Consider the following 20,025-nt stretch of genomic DNA (forward strand, 5'->3'; position numbering starts at 1 on the left):
ATGGCGAACCGGCTCGTGGACGCGACCAGTCCGTACCTGCTGCAGCACGCCGACAACCCGGTCGACTGGTGGCCGTGGTCGTCCGAAGCGTTCGAGCAGGCGCGGCAGCGGGACGTGCCGGTGCTGCTGTCCGTGGGCTACGCGGCCTGCCACTGGTGCCACGTGATGGCGCACGAGTCGTTCGAGGACGCCGAGACCGCGCGGCTGATGAACGAGAACTTCATCAACATCAAGGTGGACCGCGAGGAGCGCCCGGACGTCGACGCCGTGTACCTGGAGGCGACGCAGGCGATGACCGGTCAGGGCGGCTGGCCGATGACCTGCTTCCTCACCCCGGACGGCGAGCCGTTCCATTGCGGCACCTACTACCCGGCGCAGCCGATGCCCGGGATGCCGACGTTCCGCCAGGTGCTGCAGGCTGTCGCCGAGGCGTGGACCGGGCGCGGCTCCGAGGTGCGCGGTGCGGCGGCCCGCATCGTCGAGCAGCTGTCCGCGCAGCGCACCGCGCTACCTGAGTCCACATTGGACGACGAGGTGATCGCCGGGGCCGTTTCCCGGCTGCAGGCCGAATTCGACGAGGACAACGCGGGTTTCGGGGACGCGCCCAAGTTCCCGCCCTCGATGGTGCTGGAATTCCTGCTGCGCCACCGGGAGCGCATCGGGGACACCGGGAGCGGGCGCACCGCGCTGGAGCTGGCGCAGGCGACCTGCGCGGCGATGGCCCGCGGCGGGATCTACGACCAGCTCGCGGGCGGGTTCGCGCGCTACTCGGTGGATGCCTCCTGGATCGTGCCGCACTTCGAGAAGATGCTCTACGACAACGCGCAGCTGCTGCGCGCCTACGCGCACCTGGCCCGCAGCACCGGTGACGCCCTCGCCGAGCGCATCGCCCGGGAGACCGCCGGATTCCTGCTGCGCGACATGCGCACCCCGGAAGGCGGGTTCGCGGCCTCGCTCGACGCGGACACCGAGGGCGTCGAAGGGCTCACCTACGTCTGGACGCCGCAGCAGCTGACCGAGGTGCTGGGCGAGCAGGACGGCGAGTGGGCCGCTGAGCTGTTCGGGGTCACCGCCAGCGGGACGTTCGAGCACGGTGCCTCGACGCTCCAGCTCCGGCAGGATCCGCGGGACGCGGCCCGCTGGCAGCGCGTCCGGGAGACCCTGCTGCAGGCCCGGGACCGCCGGCCGCAGCCGGATGTGGACGACAAGGTCGTGACCGCGTGGAACGGGCTGACGATCACCGCGCTGGTGGAGGCCGCGCAGGCGCTGGACGAACCGGCCTGGCTGGACGCCGCGGTGCGCACCGGGGAGCTGCTGGTGCAGGTGCACCTCGTCGAGGGCAGGCTGCGCCGCACGTCGCGCAACGGTGCGGTCGGCGATGCCGCCGGGGTGCTGGACGACTACGGCTGCCTGGCCGAGGGGCTGCTCGCGCTGCACCAGGCGACCGGGCAGCACCGCTGGCTGCGCCACGCCTGCGACCTGCTGGGGACCGCGCTGGCGGAGTTCACCGATCCGGACAACGCCGGTGCCTTCTTCGACACGGCGGCGGATGCGGAAGCCCTGGTGCGCCGACCGTCCGACCCGACGGACAACGTCACGCCGGCCGGGGCGTCCGCAGTGGCCTCCGCGCTGCTCACCGCATCGGCGCTGGCCGGTCCGGAGGTGTCCGGCAGCTACCGCACCGCCGCTGAACAGGCGCTGTCCCGGGCCGGGCTGCTCGTGCAGCGGGCGAGCCGGTTCGCCGGGCACTGGCTCAGCGCCGCCGAGGCCCGCGCGCACGGACCGCTGCAGGTGGCCGTCGCCGGATCCGCGGAGGACCGGCAGGAGCTGATCGGCACCGCGCGCCGCCGGGCACCGGGTGGCGCCGTGGTCGTGGCCGGAGAACCGGAGGCGCCGGACCTGCCGCTGCTCGAAGGGCGCGGACTGGTGGGCGGTTCGGCCGCGGCCTACGTCTGCCGCGGGTACGTCTGCGACCGCCCGGTCACCTCGCCCGCTGAGCTGGACGAACTGCTGGCGATGTGATCTGCGTCCTGCCGCCCGATTCCGGGCGGCGCGCGCGGCCCGTTCTCTGCTGGACTGGCCGGATGCACATCCGCGCCGCGCGTGCCGAGGAGTTGCCGCGCCTGCAGGAGATCGAGGTCTCCGCGGGCGCGGTCTTTCGGGACATCGGGATGCCGGAGATCGCCGACGATCCGCCGCTGAGCCTCGATCTGCTCGCTGCGTACCAGCGCAGCGGGCGCGCATGGGTCGCCGTGGGCGCGGACGACGTGCCGGCGGGCTATGCGGTGCTCGACGTGGTGGACGATCGCATCCACGTGGCGCAGCTGAGCGTGCACGCCGATCACGCGCGCCGGGGTGTGGGCAGCATGCTCCTCGACCGGCTCGGCGAACTCGCCCTGGCCGCGGGGCTTCCCGCGCTGAGCCTGATCACCTTCCGGCAGGTGCCGTGGAACGCGCCGTACTACCAGCGGCTGGGGTTCCGCGAGCTGAGCACCGAGGAGCTCGGCCCGGGACTCGCGTACCTGCTGGCCACCGAGGCCGAGCACGGCTTCGACCTGGAGCAGCGCGTGTGCATGCTGCGTCCCGCGTCCTGAACCCCGCGCCGGTTCCTCACGCGTACAGCGCCAGCCAGATCGCCACGTGGTGGCAGAGGGCTGCTGCGGACACCGCCGAGTGGAAGAACTCGTGGTAACCGAACGTCGCGGGCCACGGGTCGGGTTTGCGAGTCGCGTAGCTGACCGCGCCGAGGGTGTACAGCGCGCCGCCCACCAGCAGCAGGACCAGTGCGGCGACCCCCGCGTTCTCCAGCAGGTCGGGCAGCACGAACACCGCGACCCAGCCGAGCGCGACGTACACCGGCACCCCGACCCAGCGCGGCGCGTTCGGCCAGGCGAGCTTGAGCGCCACTCCGCCGAGCGCTCCGCCCCAGACCACGGACAGCACCACGATCCCGGTGGTCGGTTGCATGGCCATGATCGCGAACGGCGTGTAGGTACCCGCGATGAACAGGAAGATCATCGAGTGGTCCAGCCGCCGCATCCAGGTGCGCGCGTCCACGGTCTTCCAGGTCTTGCGGTGGTACAGCGCGCTGACGCCGAACAGTCCGAGGACCGTGATCACGTAGACGGAGGTGCCGACGGCGGCGCGAGCGGACACGGTCGCTGCGGCCAGGGTGATCAGCGTCGCCCCCGCGGCGACGGAGACCAGCAGGGACCAGAAGTGGATCCAGCCGCGCATCCTCGGTTTGACGATCGCGTGCGCGTGGCGATGTGAGAGGGCGCTAGTCACGGCGCCGAGGTTACGGGACCGTAGGTTGTGCGTTCACCCGCAGCACCCGGGTGGCGGAGTGGCGCACGACACTCCGGGGGTGTGCCGCCGTCCGCGGCGGAAGGTTCGTCCGGAACGTCCGGTGCGCGGTCGCCGGGGATCTCCTGCCTGGTCAGCTCCGCTGCGCGCCCGCGCGGGCCCGTCCGCTGGGCAGACACCTCCCGGCGCCGAGTCCGGTGCGGACGTGGTGATCGTCACTCGGGCCCGCCGAGGCGGGCACCGGGCTGCGGCGTGTTCCGCGTACTCTCGTCCGGCGTGGCGCTCAAGGTTCGGCTGAAGGAACTCATCTACAACGTCTACGAGCGGCGGCTGCGCCGCAAGCTCGACGGCTTGCAGCAGCCCCGGCACGTGGGCGTGATCCTGGACGGCAACCGCCGGTGGGCCAAGGAAGCCGGGCTGGACGCGGCCTTCGGACACCGCGCGGGCGCGCGCAAGATCGCCGAGCTGCTCAACTGGTGCGCGGAGTCCGATGTCGAGGTCGTGACCCTGTGGCTGCTGTCCACGGACAACCTCAACCGCACCAGCGAGGAGCTGGACGCGCTGCTGGAGATCATCACCGGTGTCGTCGACGAGCTCACCGAGCCCGGCAAGCCGTGGCGGGTGCGCATCGTCGGTGCCCTTGACCTGTTGCCCGCCGAGACCGCCACCCAGCTCTCCACCGCGGCGGTGCGCACCGAGGGTCGGCCGGGGATGCAGGTCAACGTGGCGGTCGGCTACGGCGGCCGGCAGGAGATCACCGACGCCGTGCGCAAGTTGCTGCAGCAGCAGGCCGAGTCCGGCGCCGGTATCGAGGAGCTCGCCGAGCAGCTCACTGTCGACCACATCAGCGAGCACCTCTACACCTCGGGGCAGCCCGATCCGGATCTGGTGATTCGCACGTCCGGTGAGCAGCGGCTGTCCGGGTTCATGCTCTGGCAGTCGGCGCACTCGGAGTACTGGTTCTGCGAGGCGTACTGGCCCGCGTTCCGGCGCATCGACTTCCTGCGCGCGATGCGCGACTACGCCATCCGGCACCGGCGGATCGGCCGCTGACCGGATGCGCGCGCGAAGAGGGGCCAGACCCTGCGGATCTGGCCCCTGGGTGGAACGCGTCGCGGGACCGCCCGGCCCCGCGCGGATCTACCCCGCGCTTCAGCTCTCCGAGCTGGGGTGGTCCACGACCGGCGCGTTGGTGCACTCGGCCTCGCTGGGCGACAGCACCGGCACGACGGCGCCGAGCACCGCGATGTCGTTGTTGCACGCCTGGACCGGCAGCACGCTCAGGTTGTTGTCGTTGAGCACGTTCACGCCGTCGTTGTCCGCGCTGTCAGCGTTCGCAACGGGGGCGAGGGCCATCAGACCGGCGGCGGCACCGACGAGAACGGCGGTCTTCTTCAGCACTTGCTTCACTCTCCTTTGATTACCGCGGTATTCGCCAGCAGCACCTCGCGCTCCGGTCGACCGGACGAGGTGGTGATCACTCCGGCGAGTTCCGGCTGGAAACTACCCGGGTCGACTTGTTGTTCCCAAATCGTGTACCACCATCGTGTGATCGGGAATTTTGTGCTCGTCGATGACCCGGGGAAATCGTTCCGGAATTGCACGCGAAGAAAGGAGCGCCGGGTCTTCCCGGCGCTCCTTTCGGCTCCGATTCCCGGCCGGTGCGGCCGGTCGCGCATCAGCTCTGCGAGCTGGGGTGGTCGACGAGCGGCGCGTTGACGCACTCGGCCTGGCTCGGCGACAGCACCGGGACGACGGCACCGACCGCGGCGATGTCGTTGTTGCACAACTGCACCGGCACCGCGCTGATGTTGTCGTCGTTGAGCAGGTTGACGCCCTCGTTGCCCGCGCTGTCGGCGTTGGCGATCGGGGCCAGGGCCATCAGGCCCGCGGAGGCGCCGACGACGATCGCTGCTTTCTTCAGCACTTGATTGCTCCTTGTTGGATGGGACAGAGCGAGCACTCGACATTCCCGGCTGCGCACCCCAGAGGTCCGGGCGAGCACTCGCGGGAAACCTAGCGGTCGATCGACGCGGAACGACAGTTTCCTACCACCATTGTGTGATCAACCGGCACGTCGTCCGGAAAGAATGTTGCGACGGCAATTGAACCGGTGGGTACCGGAATTGCTCGGTCGTTTTCCCGGTTCCCCTTCCGGGACGTTCCGCCCGGGGGCATTTCACCCGGGTAGCGCAGCGGGATGATCACCGGGCGTGCCCGCGCCGGCGGGTGCGCGGACCCGGGACCGGTGCCGATGCGGGCGCGTCCGGTGCGGCACCGGGGAGCAGGGCGCTGATCAGCACGGACGCGGCCGGGCTGGGAACACCGGACGAACACCCGTTGAATCACCTGTCCGGCTGCCTGCCGCGACCCGATCATGGCCGGTAGCGTTCGCGGTGACGGGCCGTCGCAGCAAGTCCGTATCTGGCCCGTCCGGGAGGCCCTGGTCGTGGCTGTTGGCTGGAGCGGGCGGAACACCGCCCACCTGAGTCGCGGGGGCCGGTGCCCGGCCCTGCGCGGCCGCGGCGGACCAGCTGGTCCGGCCCTCGGCTCGGCAGGGGCAGGCCCGGCCCGCCGACGAGCGGGTGTGCGCGCCACGCCCGCGAGGGAGTAGCCGTGACCACACGACGTTCCCAGCATCCAGCGGAGGCCCCGGACACCGGTGCCGACTCCGCGCCCACCGACGGAATCGGGGTCCGCACCTACGTGCTGGACACCTCGGTGCTGCTGTCCGACCCGTGGGCGATGTCCCGATTCGCCGAGCACAACGTGGTGCTGCCGGTGGTGGTGATCAGCGAGTTGGAAGGCAAGCGCCACCACGCCGAGCTCGGGTGGTTCGCCCGGGAAGCACTTCGCGTGCTCGACGACCTGCGCATCCGCAACGGACGCCTGGATGCTCCGGTGTCGATCGGCGAGGCCGGCGGCACCCTGCACGTCGAGCTGAACCACTCCGACCCGCAGGTGCTGCCGCCCGGCTTCCGCACCGAGTCCAACGACTCCCGCATCCTGGCCTGTGCGCTCAACCTCGCCGCGGAGGGCAGTGCGGTCACCCTGGTCACCAAGGACATGCCGCTGCGGGTCAAGGCCGCCGCGGTGGCCTTGGAGGCCGAGGAGTACCGCGCGCAGGACGTGATCTCCTCCGGCTGGTCCGGGATGGCCGATGTGGACGTGGCACCGGAGGAGGTCGACGCGCTGTTCAAGACCGGTGCGGCCGATCTGGAGCAGGCGCGCGAGCTGCCCGCCAACACGGGTCTGCGGCTGCTGGCTGGTTCGCAGAGCGCGCTGGGCAGGGTGGACGCGGACAAGCAGGTGCGCCTGGTGCGCGGCGATCGCGACGTGTTCGGGCTGCACGGGCGCTCGGCCGAGCAGCGCATCGCGCTGGACATGCTGCTGGACCCGGAGATCGGGATCCTCTCCATGGGCGGCCGCGCCGGCACCGGCAAGTCGGCGCTGGCGCTGTGCGCGGGGCTGGAGGCGGTGCTGGAGCGCCGCCAGCACCGCAAGATCGTCGTGTTCCGCCCGGTCTACGCGGTCGGCGGGCAGGAGATCGGTTACCTGCCCGGCTCGGAGAACGACAAGATGCAGCCCTGGGCGCAGGCGGTGTTCGACACGCTGGGGGCCCTGGTCAGCGAGAACGTCCTGGACGAGGTCATGGAGCGCGGGATGCTCGAAGTCCTGCCGCTGACGCACATCCGCGGGCGCTCGCTGCACGACTCGTTCGTCATCGTCGACGAGGCGCAGTCGCTGGAGCGCAACGTGCTGCTGACCGTGCTGTCCCGGCTGGGCGCGAACTCGCGGGTGGTGCTCACGCACGACGTGGCGCAGCGGGACAACCTGCGGGTCGGCAGGCACGACGGGGTGGCCGCGGTCATCGAGAAGCTCAAGGGGCATCCGCTGTTCGCGCACATCACGCTGTCCCGGTCGGAGCGCTCCCCGGTCGCGGCGCTGGTCACCGAGATGCTGGAAGGTGAGTTCGGCTGACGTCGGCACCCGCCCCGTCCTCGTCCGGGACGGGGCGGGCCCGCCTCACCAGCCGGTCGGCAGCGGACGCCCCTCGGCGAACCCGGCCGCGGACTGGATACCGACCACCGCGCGCTCGTGGAACTCGGCGAGCGTGCGCGCGCCCGCGTAGGTGCACGAGGAACGCAGGCCGGAGCTGATCTCGTCCAGCAGGTCCTCGACCCCAGGGCGTTGCGGGTCCAGCCGCATCCGCGAGCTGGAGATGCCCTCCTCGAACAGCGCCTTGCGCGCCCGGTCGAACGAGCCGTCGGTGCGCGTGCGGGCCGAGACCGCCCGCTTGGAAGCCATCCCGAAGGACTCCTTGTAGAAGTCGCCGTGTTCGTCGCGCTGCAGGTCACCGGGGGATTCGTAGGTGCCGGCGAACCAGGAGCCGACCATCACCGACGCCGCACCGGCCGCCAGCGCCAACGCGACGTCGCGCGGGTGGCGGACCCCGCCGTCCGCCCAAACCTGCTTGCCCAGCTCGCGGGCCTGCTCGGCGCACTCGGCGACGGCGGAGAACTGCGGCCTGCCCACCCCGGTCATCATCCGGGTCGTGCACATCGCGCCCGGACCGACGCCGACCTTGACGATGTCCGCCCCGGCTTCCACCAGATCGCGGACCCCGGTCGCGGTCACCACGTTGCCGGCCACCACCGGGACCCGCGGCTCGGCCGAGCGCACGGCGCGCAGCGCGGCCAGCATCTTGTCCTGGTGCCCGTGCGCGGTGTCCACGATCAGTGCGTCCACCCCGGCCTCGCGCAGCGCTGCCGCCTTGGCCGCCACATCCCCGTTGACCCCGGTGGCCGCGGCGATGCGCAGCCGCCCGGTCGAATCCAGCGCCGGGGTGTAGATCTCGGCGCGCAGCGCGGCGCGGGCGGTCATGATCCCGGCCAGCTCACCGGCGTCGTCGACGGCCAGCGCGACGCGCCGCCCCTGCTTGTCCAGCTGCTCGAACACTTCCCGCGGTTGGGTCAGCAGCGGCAGCACCACCGGCTGCCGGTCGGCCACCTCGCCGACGCGGGTGAACCGGTCCACCCCGGTGCAGGCGGCCTCGTCGACGACGCCGATCGGGCGCTGGTGGCCGTCCACGACCACCACCGCGTCGTGCGCCCGCTTCGGCAGCAGGTTCAGCGCGTCGGCCACCGCGTCATCGGTGTGCACCACCAGCGGGGTGTCCCACACCGGGTGCCGCGCCTTGACCCAGGCCACGATCTCGGCGACCGCGGTCGGGTCGACGTCCTGCGGTAGGACCACCATCCCGCCGCGCCGCGCCACGGTCTCGGCCATCCGCCGACCGGCCACGGCCGTCATGTTGGCCACGACCAGCGGCAGCGTCGTGCCCGCGCCGTCGTCGGTGGACAGGTCCACGTCGAACCGCGACTCCACGTCGGAACGCGCGGGAGCGAGGAAGACGTCGTCGTAGGTCAGGTCTGTGGTGGGCTGCTGCCCGTTCAAGAACCGCACGTGGCACCACGATACGGATCCGGCAAGCCCTCGGCCCGCAGTCGGGACCGTGCCCTCACTCGTCCTCGGTGATCGGGTCCATGCCCCGGTACGCCTCGTAGTTGCGGAAGAAGCGGCTGTAGAGCTCGCTGCCGTCGTCGAAGGTGTCGTCCTCCAGCGGCTTGACCTCGACGACCTGCTTGAGCTTCCAGGTGACCGGCCGGTGCTGCTCGTCGTCGAAGCTGGCCTCCTGCTGCTTGCCGAACGAGGTGGCCTTCTCCGCGGCCTCCTGCTGGGACTCGGCCTTGATCAGCACGAACGACTCCTCGTAGAACGGCACGTGCCCGGGATCCTCCGATGTGGATTCGTGCACCAGCACCGCGAGGTAGTGCTCGGCCCGGGCCGAGACCTGTTGCGCTTGGAAGTCGCGCGGGTCGATGCTGCCGGAGCCGATGTTGATCGAACCGGCCCCGTCGAGGTCGTCGCTGCTCATGGCCCCAGGATCGCATCACCCCCGAAGCATCGCGCGAACCGCCTCGATGCTGTCCGCCTGCGCGGCGTCCTTGTCCGGCCGGTAGCGCAGCACGCGGGCGAACCGCAGCGCCACGCCGCCGGGATAGCGGGTGCTGACCTGCACGCCGTCCAGCTCGATCTCCACGACCAGGTCCGGCACCAGGTGCACCGTCCAATCGTCCTCCCGCGCGCTCCGGCGGCGGAACTCCGCGGTCTGCCACGCCAGCAGCTCGTCGGTGAGCCCCTTGAACGTCTTGCCGACCATCAGCGGCGGTCCGCCATCCGGATCCCGCGCGCCCAGGTGCAGGTTGGACAGGTACCCGGTGCGCCGCCCGTGGCCCCACTCGGCGGCCAGCACCACCAGGTCCAGCGTGTGCTCGGGCTTGACCTTGCGCCAGGCGCGGCCGCGGCGGCCGGCCGCGTAGCCGGAGTCCAGGTCCTTGACCACCACGCCCTCGTGCCCGGCGGCCAGCGCCTCGTCGAACACCTCGGCCGCGCGCTCCGGACCGGGGTTGAGTTCACCGGGTATGCGCTGCTCGGGCGCGAGCCGGGACAGCGCGGCCAGCCGGTCGCGCAGCGGGCGGTCCAGCAGGTCGGTGCCGTCCAGGTGCAGGCAGTCGAAGAAGTACGGGTGCAGCAGCAGGTCCCGCGGCTGCTGGGCGCCGAACCGGCCCATCGTGTCCTGGAACCGCCGCGGGCGGCCGGAATCGTCCAGCGCGAGCGTCTCCCCGTCGAGCACCGCGGTCTCGCAGTCCAAACCGCGCACCAGGTCCACGAGTTCACCGACGTTGCTCGTGATGTCGCGCAGCGTGCGGGTGAAAACCCTGACATGCTCGCCGTTCCGGTGCACCTGGATCCGCGCGCCGTCCAATTTGTACTCCACCGACGACGCGGCCGACTCGTCGAGCGCGGTGTCCAGGTCCGCGGCGGGGGAGGCGAGCATCGGCCGCACCGGCCGCCCCACCTGCAGGTGGAATCCGTCCAGCGCCGCGCGGCCGCCGGCCAGCGCGGCCTCGGCGGTCACCGGCAGTTGCCCGCTGAGCATGAACGCCCGCCGGACGGGTTCCGCGGGCAGACCGGCGGCGGAGGCGACGGACTCGATCATCACCCCCTCCAGCGCGCCCTGGCGCAGTTCACCGCCCAGCAGCCGCAGCAGGAACTCCTGCTCGTCGGCGGTGGCCTCGGCCAGCAGTGCGGTGAGCGCCTCGGTGCGCCTGCGGTTCGATCCGCTCCCGCTGATCCCGCGCAGCTCGTCCACCGCGCGCTGCACGGCGCCGACGGTGAGCCGGGGCCCGTCCGCGGGCGGGACGTCCAGCGCGGCGAGGGTGGCCCAGCCGACCCCGGCGCGCCCGCCCGGCAGTTCACCGGCCAGCAGCGCGGTGGCGGTGCGGACCTCCGTGCGGTCCAGGCGGGCCAGCAGGCCGGCGATCGCGGTCGTCTTGGCCGCGCGCGAGCGGGTCGCGGCGACCTCGCCGGAGGTGCGCACCACGTCGATGAGCAGGACCACCCGCTCATGGTGCGGGTGCGCGGCGGTTCCCGCGACGGCCGGAACGCGGGGCCCGGGCGACCCGGACCCCGCGGCGGATCAGCGGCCGTGCGCCATCCGCAGCACGTCCAGCGCCTCGTCCAGCTGCTCGGTGGTGAGCTTGCCGGACTCGACGTGCCCGCGCTCCAGCACGACCTCGCGGATGGTCTTGCGCTCCTTGAGCGCCTGCTTGGCCACCGCAGCGGCTTCCTCGTAGCCGATGTAGCGGTTCAGCGGGGTCACGATGGACGGCGAGCCCTCGGCGTACTCCCGGGCGCGGTCGGTGTTCACCTCGACGTCGGCGAAGACCTTGTCCGCCAGCAGGTGGGACACGTTGGCCAGCAGCCGCGCGGACTCCAGCGCGTTGCGCGCGATCACCGGCAGCATCACGTTGAGCTGGAAGTTGCCCTGCGAACCGGCGAACGAGATGGCCGCGTCGTTGCCGATCACCTGCGCGACCACCTGCAGGGTGGCTTCCGGGATGACCGGGTTGACCTTGCCCGGCATGATCGACGAGCCCGGCTGCAAGTCCGGCAGCGCCAGCTCGGCCAGCCCGGTGCGCGGGCCCGAGCCCAGCCAGCGCAGGTCGTTGGCGATCTTGGTGAGGCTCACGGCCACGGTGCGCAGGTCGCCGGAGGTCTCCACCACCGAGTCCTGCGCGGCCTGGGCCTCGAAGTGGTCGCGCGCCTCGGTGAGCGGAAGTCCGGTGGCGGAGGCGAGTTCGGCGGCCACGGCCGCACCGAAGCCTTCCGGGGCGTTGAGCCCGGAACCGACCGCGGTGCCGCCGATGGGCAGCTCGCCCAGCCGGCCCACGCCGCCCTGCAGCCGCTCGACGCCATACCGGACCTGCGCGGCCCACGCGCCCGCTTCCTGCGCCAGCGTCACCGGGACCGCGTCCATCAGGTGCGTGCGACCGGACTTGACCACCTCGGTCCACTCGGCGGCGCGCTGCTCGATGGTGCCCGCCAGGTGCTCCAGCGCCGGGATGACCTCGGTGACCACGGCTTCGGTCGCGGCCACGTGGATGGTCGTGGGGAACGTGTCGTTGGACGACTGCGAGGCGTTCACATCGTCGTTGGGGTGCACGTCGCGCCCGAGCTTGCGCGAGGCCAGCGTGGCGATGACCTCGTTGGAGTTCATGTTCGACGACGTCCCGGACCCGGTCTGGAACACGTCGATCGGGAAGTGCTCGTCGTGCCGGCCCTCGGCGACCTCGTCCGCGGCGGCCGCGATCGCCTCGGCGAGGTCGGATTCCAGCACGCCCAGCCGCGCGTTGACCCGGGCGGTCGCCGCCTTCAGCAGGCCGAGCGCGCGGATCTGGGCGCGCTCCAGGCCCCTGCCGGAGATGGGGAAGTTCTCCACGGCCCGCTGGGTCTGCGCGCGGTAGAGCGCCTCCGCGGGCACCCGCACTTCGCCCATCGTGTCGTGTTCGATCCGGTATTCCTGTTCAGCCATGCGGGCAGTGTCCCGCCTCCGGTCGACACCGGTCAGCATGGGGAAGGCCACTCCGGGGTTGCGCGCGGTGCGGATCAGTGCCCTGGAACGGTCAAGGTGCCGCATCTCGCACGCCTCCGCCACTGCGGCGGGCGTCCGCTCGGCCGACGACAGCGCGCCGCGGCGGGGCTAGCCTGGACGGCGTCCCCGCTGTCGACGGCGAGGTGGTGGGCATGGCGGTGTCGCGAGACGTCGATCTGCTGATCGTGGGTGCGGGTCCGACCGGGCTGTTCGCGGCGTACTACGCGGGATTCCGCGGCATGTCCGCGGCCGTGGTGGACGCGCTGCCCGAGCCCGGCGGTCAGGTCACGGCCATGTACCCGGAGAAGATGATCTACGACGTGGCCGGGTTCCCCGAGGTGCGCGGACGCGACCTGATCGACGCGCTGGTGCGCCAGGCCGCGCAGTACGAACCCGCCTACCTGCTCGGCCGTGCAGCCCTCGAACTGTCCGAAGTGGACGGCGGGCTGCTCGTCGGTCTGGGCGAGCAGGAGCGCGTGCGCGCCCGCGCCGTGCTGATCACCGCCGGGCTCGGCGAGTTCACCCCGCGACCGCTGCCCGCGGGCGAGGACTGGGCGGGCAGCGGCGTCGTGCACTTCATCCCGGAACTCGGGCTGCACACCGGGCAGGACGTCGTGGTCGTCGGAGGCGGGGATTCCGCCTTCGACTGGACCCTGGCGCTGCACCCGATCGCGGGCAGCGTGACGCTGGTGCACCGCCGGTCCCGGTTCCGCGCGCACGAGGGCCTGGTGCAGCGGGTGCGCGAACTGGACGTGGAGCTGATCGCCCCGGCCGAGATCGCCGAGATCCGCGGCGACGACAGCGGGATCCGCGAAGTGGAGCTGCTCGTCGACCAGGACCGGCGGGTGCTGCCCGCGCAGACCGTGGTCGCCGCGCTCGGGTTCACCGCCGACCTCGGCCCGATCCAGCACTGGGGCCTGGACCTGGACAAGCGCACCATCCGGGTGGATTCGACGATGCGCACCAACCGGGACCGGATCTACGCCGCGGGCGATGTCACCGCGTACCCGGGCAAGGTCAAGCTCATCGCCACCGGGTTCGGCGAGGCGGCCACCGCGGTCAACAACATCGCGGTGGAACTGGACCCGGCCGCGCACCTGTTCCCCGGGCACTCCTCGAACCTGGGCTGACGCCCCAGCACCGCGCGGCACCGGGGCGCCGCCGGATCAGGGCAGCAGGCCGTGCCGCGGGGTGTCCGTGCCGAGGTCCACATTGGAGTACTCGCGCAGCTTGGACAGCTTGTGCAGGCCCTCGATGGTCCGCACCGTGCCCGACTTCGATCGCATCACCAGCGACTGGGTGGAAGCCCGGTTCGCCCGGAAGTGCACGCCCTTGAGCAGGCCGCCGTCGGTGATCCCGGTGGCGCAGAAGAACACGTTGTCCCCGCCCACCAGGTCCTCGGTGGACAGCACCCGGTCCACGTCGTGCCCGGCGGCGCGCACCTGCTCCCGTTCGGCGTCGTCCTTCGGCGCCAGCCGCGCCTGGATCTGCCCGCCGAGGCACTTCAGCGCGCACGCCGCGATGATGCCTTCCGGCGTGCCACCGGTGCCCAGCAGCATGTCCACCCCGCTGTCCGGGCGGGAGGCCACGATCGCTCCGGCCACATCGCCGTCCGAGATGAACTGGATGCGCGCCCCGGCCTCGCGCACCTCGTGCACCACCTGCTCGTGCCGCGGGCGGTCCAGGATGCACACCGTGACGTCCGAGATGTCGATGGCCTTGGCCTTGGCCACCCGGCGGATGTTCTCCGCGATCGGCGCGTCCAGGTCGACCGAATCGGCCGCCTCCGGACCCACCGCCATCTTGTCCATGTAGAACACGGCCGAGGGGTCGAACATCGACCCGCGCTCGGCGACCGCCAGCACCGCCAGGGCGTTGGGCATCCCCTTGCTCAACAGGGTCGTCCCGTCGATCGGGTCCACCGCCACATCGCATTCCGGGCCGGTCCCGTCGCCCACCTGCTCGCCGTTGTAGAGCATCGGGGCTTCGTCCTTCTCGCCCTCGCCGATGACGACGGTGCCCCGCATGGACACCGAGCCGATGAGTTTGCGCATCGCGTCGACGGCGGCGCCGTCCCCGGATTTCTTGTCGCCGCGGCCGACCCAGCGGCCCGCGGCCAGCGCCGCGGACTCGGTGACCCGGACCAGCTCCATCGCGAGGTTGCGGTCCGGCGCCTCGCCGCGGTGATCAGTGCTGGACGTGCTCATCCCGCCTCCCGGTGGGCAGTGATTCGACAGGGGTGCCTGCTGCCCGAACGCGGAGAGAGCACCGCTGCTCAGGCTCGATGGACCGATCTTCGCAGATGTGCGCGTTGTTCGAGGTCCCACGTGGGGCACCCCACTCCGCCGCGGGCGGGCGCCGGAGCGGACCCCGCCGAGTGGGAGCATGGCGCCGTGGCCGAACCACCCAACCAGACCGAGGCACCTCAGCGCCGCCGCACGCCCTCGGCGATGGTCTTCGCGATCCTGCCGATGGTGCTGATCGCGTTCGGTGCCGCGGGCCTGTTGGGGATGTGCTCGTTCAACCCGGGCGGTCCCGCCACGGAGGACGCGCAGGTGCCCACCGTGGACCCCGCCGCCGAGCTGCAGCGCGCGTCCGGGCAGGTCGACTTCCCGGTGCTGCACCCGCAACCGCCCGCCGACTGGCGCGCCAACTCGGCCAACGTTGCCGGCGCGGATCCGGAGCGGATCGTGCGGGTCGGCTGGCTGACCCCGGACGGCGACTACCTGCGGCTGGCGCAGTCCGCCGCGGCGGAGCAGGACCTGGTGTCCGCCGAGACCCGGCGACCGCCCCAGGCGCAGGGCACCGTCCGGGCCGCGGACCGGGACTGGGTCGTCTACGACAGCGTGCGCTCCGAGCAGGCGTGGGTCACCGAGCGGGACGGCGTGCGGCTGCTGATCACCGGGAGCGGGGACGAGGCCGAGTTCCGCGCGTTGGCCGAAGCGGCCGCGCAGGCCGAACCGGTGCGCTGAGGCACGTCACTCCTCGTCGGCGGGCTCCTGCACCGAGGCCAGCGCTCGTTCGACGCGTTCCCGCGCGCCGGCCAGGTGCCGCTCGCAGACCGTGGCCAGCGCCTCGCCGCGCTCCCAGAGCGCCAGCGAGTCCTCCAGGGACAGCCCGCCGGCCTCCAGCTGCTTGACCACCTCGGCCAGCTGGTCGCGCGCCTGCTCGTAGCCCAGTTCGGCGACGTCCGGATGGTCGGCGACCGGGTCGAAGTGCTCGGATTCGGAATCGCTGGCGGTCACGGCCTCGGACTCTCCACGTTGCTGTGCACGGACACGACCGCAGTGGCGATGGCCTGGTCGTAGCCGACGAACGCCTCGGCGAACTCGGCACCGTCGCCGTCGCGCACCGCGTCGTCGATGCGCAGCTGGGCCTCGGCGACCCTACGCCGGTGCGCCGACAACGCCCACGCCCCGGGCCCGACGTACCCGGAGGTCGCCGTCGACAGCGCGTGCAGCGTGCCGGGCAGCGCGCGGCGCTCGACCGAATCGCAGCCGCCGAGCAGCGCGGCCCAGCACCCGGCCGCGGCGCTGTTCGCCGCGTCCGCACATCTGCCGATCTCGCCGCTGTCCCGCCGCGCGGCGCCGGTCGCGGTCTGCGCCGCGCCGACGGTCAACGGGAGGAACACGGGTTCCTGCTGGGGGTGCACTGCCTGCTTCCTGTCCGGCTCCGCCGATCCGGTGCGGAGCGCCTGCTCAGCCCTGCTCGTCCGGGACGATCGCGTGCACCGCGCCATCCGTGACGCGGACCCGCAGGCGCGTGCCGGACGGGGCGTCGTCGACCGAGCGAAGGACGCCGTCCGCGCCGTCCTCGATGCGCTGCACGATCGCGTACCCGCGAGCCAGCGTGGCCGCCGGACCGAGGGTCGTCAAGCGAGATCGGGTCGCTGCCAGCTCCCGCTGTTGCCCGTCCAGCACCGCGGTCACCGCCCGGCGGGAGCGCTCGCGCAGCTGCTCGACCTGTTCCTCGCGCTGCTGCAGCGGGCCCAGCGGGTCGGCCAGCGAGGGTCGGGTGCGCAGCGCGTCCAGCAGCCGCCGCTCCCGGTCCACCCAACCGTGCAGCGCGCGCCGGGCCCGTTCGCGCAGCTGCCCGATCCGCTGCCCCTCCTCGGCCACGTCCGGCACCACCCGCTTGCCTGCCCCCGTCGGGGTGGAGCAGCGCACGTCGGCGACGTGGTCGACCAGCGGGGAGTCCGGTTCGTGCCCGATGGCGCTGACCACCGGCGTGCGGGCCGTGGACACCGCGCGGCACAGCGCCTCGTCGGAGAACGGCAGCAGGTCCTCCACGCTGCCGCCACCGCGGGCGAGCACGATGACGTCCACCTCCGGCGCGCGGTCCAGCTCCTGCAGGGCCTCCAGGATCTGCGGTACCGCCGACGAGCCCTGCACCGCCACGTTGCGCACCTCGAACCGCACCGCGGGCCAGCGCAGCCGGGCGTTGCTGAGCACGTCGTGCTCGGCGGCGGAGGCGCGGCCGGTGATCAGCCCGACCCGGGCGGGCAGGAACGGCGGTTCGCGTTTGCGGGCGGCGTCGAACAGCCCCTCGGCCTTGAGCAGCTGGCGCAGCCGCTCGATACGGGCGAGAAGTTCACCGACCCCGACGGCGCGGATGTCGTCCACCCGCAGGCTCAGCGTCCCGCGGCCCACGTAGAAGGTCGGCTTGCCGTGTACGACCACCCGGCTGCCCTCGGTCAGCGGCGGGTCCATCCCGCGCAGCAGGGACGCCGCGCAGGTCAGGGTCAGCGAGACGTCCGCCGACGGGTCGCGCAGCGTCAGGAAGGCGGTGCTGGCGCCCTTGCGCATCGAGATCTGCGTGATCTGGCCTTCGACCCAGATCGAACCCAGCCGGTGGATCCATTCGGCGATCTTGCGCGAAACGGTGCGCACCGGCCACGGTTCTTCGGCGCTGGTCGGGGAGTTCACAGGTGGTGGTCCTGCTCTTCGTCTCGTCGGGTCGGGGATCAGCTGTCGCGCAGCCGAGTCAGCCGGTTCTGCAGCATCCGCAGGTACTCGGGGCGGTTGCGGGTGGCGCGCTCGTGGTCGATCAGCTCGGTGAGCTCGGCGGCCGACAGCGAGCGCAGCCTGCCGCGCAGCTGCGGCAGGGTGAGCGCGTCGTAGGCGTCCAGGTCCGCGGTCCGCTCGCCCCGGCCAGCGGGTGCGTCCCCGGTGCTCGGCGCGGGCTGGTCCTCGTCGAACGTCGCCCACGCGGGATGCTCCTCCGGCTGGTGCAGCCCGGCGAGCGCCTCATCGCCCTTGATCGCCAGCTCGGTGATCTGCTGCTGGACGCGCATGGATGCCTGCAACGCCTGGCTGGCCACGGTGACCGGCAGGCCCAGCAGGGTCGCCGGCAGTTGGCGGGCCTGTTCGACGGCGGTGGCGGTGACGCCGGCGGCGACCCGCACCGGCAGAGGCAGCGACGACATGCGCCCCAGCCTGCCCCAATCGCGGCGCTGAGGCCATTGTCGCTGCTCAGCGCGCTGTGGTCGGTGGTGGTGCTGTGCAGCACCGCACCGGTGTGGGCCGCCGCGCAGATCCGTACCCTTGGCGGTATGACGACCTCGTCCCAGACCACCGAAGCAGCCGAGGACACCGGCCCGGCCAAGCGCGTCCTGCTGGCCAAACCGCGCGGGTACTGCGCCGGTGTCGACCGAGCCGTGATCTCCGTCGAGAAGGCTCTGGAGACGTACGGGCCGCCGATCTACGTGCGCAAGGAGATCGTGCACAACCGGCACGTGGTGGACACGCTGCGCGAGCGCGGCGTGATCTTCGTGGAGGACACCGACGAGGTGCCCGAGGGCTCCCGGCTCGTGTTCTCCGCGCACGGTGTCTCGCCGGCCGTGCGCCAGGCGGCCGCCGACCGCAACCTGCAGACCATCGACGCGACCTGCCCGCTGGTCACCAAGGTGCACAAGGAGGTCAACCGGTTCGCCCGGGACGACTACGACATCCTGCTCATCGGCCACGACGGACACGAAGAGGTCGAGGGCACCGCGGGCGAGGCCCCGGAACGGGTGCAGCTCGTCGACAAGCCGGAGGACGTCGACCAGGTCGAGATCCGCGATCCGTCGAAGGTCGTGTGGCTGTCGCAGACCACGCTGAGCGTCGACGAGACCATGGAGCGGGTCGACCAGCTGCAGGGCCGGTTCCCGGATCTGCAGGCGCCGCCGAGCGATGACATCTGCTACGCCACGTCCAACCGGCAGTACGCGGTCAAGGCGATGGCCGCCGAGTGCGATCTGGTGATCGTGGTGGGTTCGACGAACTCGTCCAACTCGGTGCGGCTGGTCGAGGTCGCGCTGCACGCGGGCGCTTCGGACGCGCACCTGGTCGACTTCGCCAGCCAGGTGGATCTGGCCTGGCTGGAAGGGGTCGGCACCGTCGGGGTCACCAGCGGGGCGTCCGTACCGGACGCGCTCGTGTTCCAGGTGCTCGACCTGCTCGCCGAGCACGGTTGGGACCAGGTGGACGAGGTCACGACCGCCAACGAGAAGGTCACCTTCGCGCTGCCCCGCGAGCTGCGCAAGGACCTGGACGAGAACCCGGACAAGCCCTCCAGCGTGCGCTGAGGCCACACTCCGGACCCGGGAAGCCGGGCACTGCCTGCCGCGGGGTCAGCTGTAGCGCTCGTCCGGGTACGGAGGACGCGGGCGCCGCCTGCCGGGATCGGCGGGCGGTTCCGGCGGCCGGGGCCGCCCCGGCGCTTGCGGTCGCGGCGGACCTCCGCGGCGCGGCGGTTCCGGACGTCCTCCCTCGCCGCCGCGGCCGTCCGCGGGCCGGGGTCGAGCCGGTGGTTCCGGACGCCCCCTGCCCGGCGCGCCCGCCGCACCCGGTCGCGGCCGGTCGCCGCCGGAACCCCGCTCGGGAGCCTGCGGCCGACCCCCGCCGGACGCCGGGCGGCCACCGCGCTCGGGTTGCTTGCCACCGCGCTCGGGCTGCTTGCCGCCGCGTCGCGGGTTCGCTTCTTCGGCGCCGGCGGCCGCTGCGCGCCGGTCCCGCGCGCCTGCTTCCGGCGGACGCTTGCGCCGCTGCTCACCAGGCCTGCGCCGCTTCTTCGTCGCCGCGTCGTTCGGGGCCGGTTCGCCCTCGGTCGGCGCGCGCTGGGTAACGAACATCCGCACCAGACCGATGACCACGGTGGCGGCCGTCGCGGCGGCCATGATCGGGAAGCTCCCGATCAGCGGCGGGACGATCGCCAGCGCGGACCGGGTCAGGCCACCGCCGCCCGGGCCGGATCCGGAGCCGGTGGCCACCACCAGCAGCGGCAGCACGACGATGAGCACGAGAGGGGGCTGCACCATCGGCCCGAAGACGCTGCCGCGCCGCACCAGGGCGACCGCGAGCAGGCTCCCGACGAAGAACAGTGCCTTGAACAGGTAGCCGGGAGACGACCAGATCAGGATGTCGAGCACGGTGCCGAGCGCGGTACTACCGGCCGACAGCAACATCCCGGCCCACAGCGGCAGGCCCTTGCTGCCGAATGCGGTGAGGTCGGACCAGGCTGGTGCGCCGTCGCCGGTTCGTCGGGCGCTCTGGCTCTCGCGAGTCGCGGTCACGAACTCAACGGTAACGGTCCAGCGGGCGGACCGAAGACTCGTCTCCGCGAGTCGCGCCGGCTGAGCCGGCGCGTGTCGTGGCGGTTCGTGTCCTGCTGACCGCTATGCGTCGTTCTTGCGCGCGGTGATCAAGAGGTTCGCGCACTGGGCCGTGTGAGTGTTGACA

20 protein-coding genes are annotated in these 20,025 nt (G+C 72.2%); 7 read left to right on the forward strand and 13 right to left on the reverse strand.

Translation table 11 applies throughout. The features are described from left to right. Both IQ251_RS14310 and IQ251_RS14315 read left to right on the forward strand, forming a co-directional pair. Nucleotides 1-2,022 carry a thioredoxin domain-containing protein gene (locus tag IQ251_RS14310; protein ID WP_193929073.1) on the forward strand — a complete coding sequence of 674 codons (2,022 nt, stop codon included), beginning with the start codon at nt 1-3 and terminating at the stop codon, nt 2,020-2,022. Between the two features lie 62 nt (nt 2,023-2,084). Next, complete coding sequence (locus IQ251_RS14315; RefSeq protein ID WP_193929074.1) at nt 2,085-2,594, forward strand: GNAT family N-acetyltransferase; 510 nt, start codon at nt 2,085-2,087, stop codon at nt 2,592-2,594. A 16-nt stretch (nt 2,595-2,610) separates the two neighbouring features. Here the strand turns inward: IQ251_RS14315 and trhA are convergent, their stop codons facing one another. Next, nucleotides 2,611-3,288 (reverse strand): PAQR family membrane homeostasis protein TrhA, encoded by a 678-nt coding sequence (gene trhA, locus IQ251_RS14320; RefSeq protein ID WP_370591404.1) that lies wholly within the window; start codon nt 3,286-3,288, stop codon nt 2,611-2,613. A gap of 294 nt (nt 3,289-3,582) precedes the next feature. Between trhA and IQ251_RS14325 the strand changes: the two genes are divergently transcribed. Next, nucleotides 3,583-4,359 (forward strand): isoprenyl transferase, encoded by a 777-nt coding sequence (locus IQ251_RS14325; protein WP_193929075.1) that lies wholly within the window; start codon nt 3,583-3,585, stop codon nt 4,357-4,359. A 99-nt stretch (nt 4,360-4,458) separates the two neighbouring features. Here IQ251_RS14325 and IQ251_RS14330 read toward each other — a convergent pair whose 3' ends face one another. Beyond that, entirely contained in the window at nt 4,459-4,707 is a 249-nt protein-coding gene (locus tag IQ251_RS14330) for a hypothetical protein (RefSeq protein ID WP_193929076.1), read from the reverse strand. 277 nt (nt 4,708-4,984) lie between these two features. Then, nucleotides 4,985-5,233 (reverse strand): hypothetical protein, encoded by a 249-nt coding sequence (locus IQ251_RS14335; protein ID WP_193929077.1) that lies wholly within the window; start codon nt 5,231-5,233, stop codon nt 4,985-4,987. 689 nt (nt 5,234-5,922) lie between these two features. Between IQ251_RS14335 and phoH2 the strand changes: the two genes are divergently transcribed. Beyond that, nucleotides 5,923-7,287: an RNA 5'-3' helicase PhoH2 gene (gene phoH2 / locus IQ251_RS14340; RefSeq protein WP_193929078.1), complete on the forward strand. Its 1,365-nt coding sequence runs from the start codon at nt 5,923-5,925 to the stop codon at nt 7,285-7,287. Nucleotides 7,288-7,332: 45 nt separating this feature from the next. On the opposite strand, the gene IQ251_RS14345 is transcribed toward phoH2, so the two are convergent. From IQ251_RS14345 to IQ251_RS14360, 4 genes are all read right to left on the reverse strand, one after another. Further along, entirely contained in the window at nt 7,333-8,772 is a 1,440-nt protein-coding gene (locus IQ251_RS14345) for a GuaB1 family IMP dehydrogenase-related protein (protein WP_193929079.1), read from the reverse strand. Nucleotides 8,773-8,827: 55 nt separating this feature from the next. After that, complete coding sequence (locus IQ251_RS14350) at nt 8,828-9,244, reverse strand: DUF4288 domain-containing protein (RefSeq protein ID WP_193929080.1); 417 nt, start codon at nt 9,242-9,244, stop codon at nt 8,828-8,830. Between the two features lie 15 nt (nt 9,245-9,259). Continuing rightward, nucleotides 9,260-10,771 carry an ATP-dependent DNA ligase gene (locus IQ251_RS14355; protein WP_193929081.1) on the reverse strand — a complete coding sequence of 504 codons (1,512 nt, stop codon included), beginning with the start codon at nt 10,769-10,771 and terminating at the stop codon, nt 9,260-9,262. 78 nt (nt 10,772-10,849) lie between these two features. Beyond that, on the reverse strand, nt 10,850-12,244 hold the full coding sequence (locus IQ251_RS14360; protein ID WP_193929082.1) for a class II fumarate hydratase: 1,395 nt from the start codon (nt 12,242-12,244) through the stop codon (nt 10,850-10,852). A gap of 212 nt (nt 12,245-12,456) precedes the next feature. On the opposite strand from IQ251_RS14360, the gene IQ251_RS14365 reads away from it, so the two are divergent. Then, nucleotides 12,457-13,434: an NAD(P)/FAD-dependent oxidoreductase gene (locus tag IQ251_RS14365; RefSeq protein ID WP_193929083.1), complete on the forward strand. Its 978-nt coding sequence runs from the start codon at nt 12,457-12,459 to the stop codon at nt 13,432-13,434. A gap of 36 nt (nt 13,435-13,470) precedes the next feature. Here IQ251_RS14365 and glpX read toward each other — a convergent pair whose 3' ends face one another. Then, on the reverse strand, nt 13,471-14,511 hold the full coding sequence (gene glpX / locus IQ251_RS14370) for a class II fructose-bisphosphatase (RefSeq protein ID WP_193929084.1): 1,041 nt from the start codon (nt 14,509-14,511) through the stop codon (nt 13,471-13,473). Between the two features lie 186 nt (nt 14,512-14,697). Between glpX and IQ251_RS14375 the strand changes: the two genes are divergently transcribed. Continuing rightward, nucleotides 14,698-15,276 carry a DUF4245 domain-containing protein gene (locus tag IQ251_RS14375; protein ID WP_370591405.1) on the forward strand — a complete coding sequence of 193 codons (579 nt, stop codon included), beginning with the start codon at nt 14,698-14,700 and terminating at the stop codon, nt 15,274-15,276. A gap of 6 nt (nt 15,277-15,282) precedes the next feature. On the opposite strand, the gene IQ251_RS14380 is transcribed toward IQ251_RS14375, so the two are convergent. From IQ251_RS14380 to IQ251_RS14395, 4 genes are read right to left on the reverse strand one after another with little or no spacing between them, the layout of a single operon-like run. Continuing rightward, nucleotides 15,283-15,549, reverse strand: coding sequence for an exodeoxyribonuclease VII small subunit (locus IQ251_RS14380; RefSeq protein WP_193929085.1), 267 nt, complete (start codon nt 15,547-15,549; stop codon nt 15,283-15,285). Beyond that, nucleotides 15,546-15,956 carry a hypothetical protein gene (locus tag IQ251_RS14385; RefSeq protein ID WP_193929086.1) on the reverse strand — a complete coding sequence of 137 codons (411 nt, stop codon included), beginning with the start codon at nt 15,954-15,956 and terminating at the stop codon, nt 15,546-15,548. The genes IQ251_RS14380 and IQ251_RS14385 overlap by 4 nt, the downstream gene beginning before the upstream one ends. 46 nt (nt 15,957-16,002) lie before the next feature. Then, complete coding sequence (xseA, locus tag IQ251_RS14390) at nt 16,003-17,229, reverse strand: exodeoxyribonuclease VII large subunit (protein ID WP_193929087.1); 1,227 nt, start codon at nt 17,227-17,229, stop codon at nt 16,003-16,005. Between the two features lie 38 nt (nt 17,230-17,267). After that, nucleotides 17,268-17,729, reverse strand: coding sequence for a lipid droplet-associated protein (locus IQ251_RS14395; protein WP_193929088.1), 462 nt, complete (start codon nt 17,727-17,729; stop codon nt 17,268-17,270). Between the two features lie 126 nt (nt 17,730-17,855). On the opposite strand from IQ251_RS14395, the gene IQ251_RS14400 reads away from it, so the two are divergent. Then, nucleotides 17,856-18,872, forward strand: coding sequence for a 4-hydroxy-3-methylbut-2-enyl diphosphate reductase (locus IQ251_RS14400; protein ID WP_193929089.1), 1,017 nt, complete (start codon nt 17,856-17,858; stop codon nt 18,870-18,872). A 45-nt stretch (nt 18,873-18,917) separates the two neighbouring features. Here the strand turns inward: IQ251_RS14400 and IQ251_RS14405 are convergent, their stop codons facing one another. Beyond that, nucleotides 18,918-19,859: a DUF6542 domain-containing protein gene (locus IQ251_RS14405; RefSeq protein ID WP_193929090.1), complete on the reverse strand. Its 942-nt coding sequence runs from the start codon at nt 19,857-19,859 to the stop codon at nt 18,918-18,920. Between the last annotated feature and the right edge of the window lie 166 nt (nt 19,860-20,025).

The organism is Saccharopolyspora montiporae, from assembly GCF_015209505.1.
Taxonomy (GTDB): domain Bacteria; phylum Actinomycetota; class Actinomycetes; order Mycobacteriales; family Pseudonocardiaceae; genus Saccharopolyspora; species Saccharopolyspora montiporae.

Bases quoted from the DNA above. Each gene is read 5' to 3' on its own strand.
- IQ251_RS14310 (WP_193929073.1), top strand. From the start codon at position 1: ATGGCGAACCGGCTCGTGGACGCGACCAGTCCGTACCTGCTGCAGCAC.
- IQ251_RS14315 (WP_193929074.1), top strand. From the start codon at position 2,085: ATGCACATCCGCGCCGCGCGTGCCGAGGAGTTGCCGCGCCTGCAGGAG.
- IQ251_RS14350 (WP_193929080.1), bottom strand. From the start codon at position 9,244: ATGAGCAGCGACGACCTCGACGGGGCCGGTTCGATCAACATCGGCTCC.
- IQ251_RS14360 (WP_193929082.1), bottom strand. From the start codon at position 12,244: ATGGCTGAACAGGAATACCGGATCGAACACGACACGATGGGCGAAGTG.
- IQ251_RS14365 (WP_193929083.1), top strand. From the start codon at position 12,457: ATGGCGGTGTCGCGAGACGTCGATCTGCTGATCGTGGGTGCGGGTCCG.
- glpX (WP_193929084.1), bottom strand. From the start codon at position 14,511: ATGAGCACGTCCAGCACTGATCACCGCGGCGAGGCGCCGGACCGCAAC.
- IQ251_RS14395 (WP_193929088.1), bottom strand. From the start codon at position 17,729: ATGTCGTCGCTGCCTCTGCCGGTGCGGGTCGCCGCCGGCGTCACCGCC.
- IQ251_RS14400 (WP_193929089.1), top strand. From the start codon at position 17,856: ATGACGACCTCGTCCCAGACCACCGAAGCAGCCGAGGACACCGGCCCG.